The organism is Sphingobacterium sp. N143, from assembly GCF_030325625.1.
Classification (GTDB): domain Bacteria; phylum Bacteroidota; class Bacteroidia; order Sphingobacteriales; family Sphingobacteriaceae; genus Sphingobacterium.
This window is the reverse complement of sequence record NZ_JACAIS010000023.1, coordinates 1-511: the sequence shown is the minus strand read 5'-3', so window position 1 is coordinate 511 and position 511 is coordinate 1. Positions and strand designations below refer to the sequence as shown.

Annotated in this window: 2 tRNA genes; both read left to right on the top strand. The window is 42.1% G+C overall.

Annotated features, from left to right (window positions below):
• Position 1: 1 nt before the first annotated feature.
• Positions 2 to 75 (top strand) — tRNA-Ile (locus HX021_RS21650).
• Between the two features lie 12 nt (positions 76 to 87).
• Positions 88 to 161, top strand: a tRNA-Ala gene (locus tag HX021_RS21645).
• Positions 162 to 511 lie beyond the last annotated feature (350 nt).

Here is a 511-nt window from a genome sequence, read left to right as displayed (position 1 = left end):
TAGTCCCGTAGCTCAGTTGGTTAGAGCACTACACTGATAATGTAGGGGTCAGCAGTTCAAATCTGCTCGGGACTACTAAAGTAAAACGGGGAATTAGCTCAGCTGGCTAGAGCACCTGCCTTGCACGCAGGGGGTCAACGGTTCGAATCCGTTATTCTCCACGAGATAGTATAGAGTATTTAGTCTATAGTATTTAGATATGATATGGCGACATATAAGAATCTTGATACTAATATCTAACTACTTATATCTACCAAAGAGTTCTTTGACATATTGAAAGAGAAAAAAAAATTACAAGAGAAGACAACAGTATAGAGACAATGCTGGTATGTGTCTGATGTAGGGATGAGACCCTCGGTTAATTCCGGAGGAATCTTTACGTAGCATATCGGTATATATATCAAAAGCAGCCGCATAGTAGCAAAAGGCTATGTCGGTGAAGAAAGTAAATAAGGGCACACGGGGGATGCCTAGGCTCTCAGAGGCGAAGAAGGACGTGATAAGCTGCGAT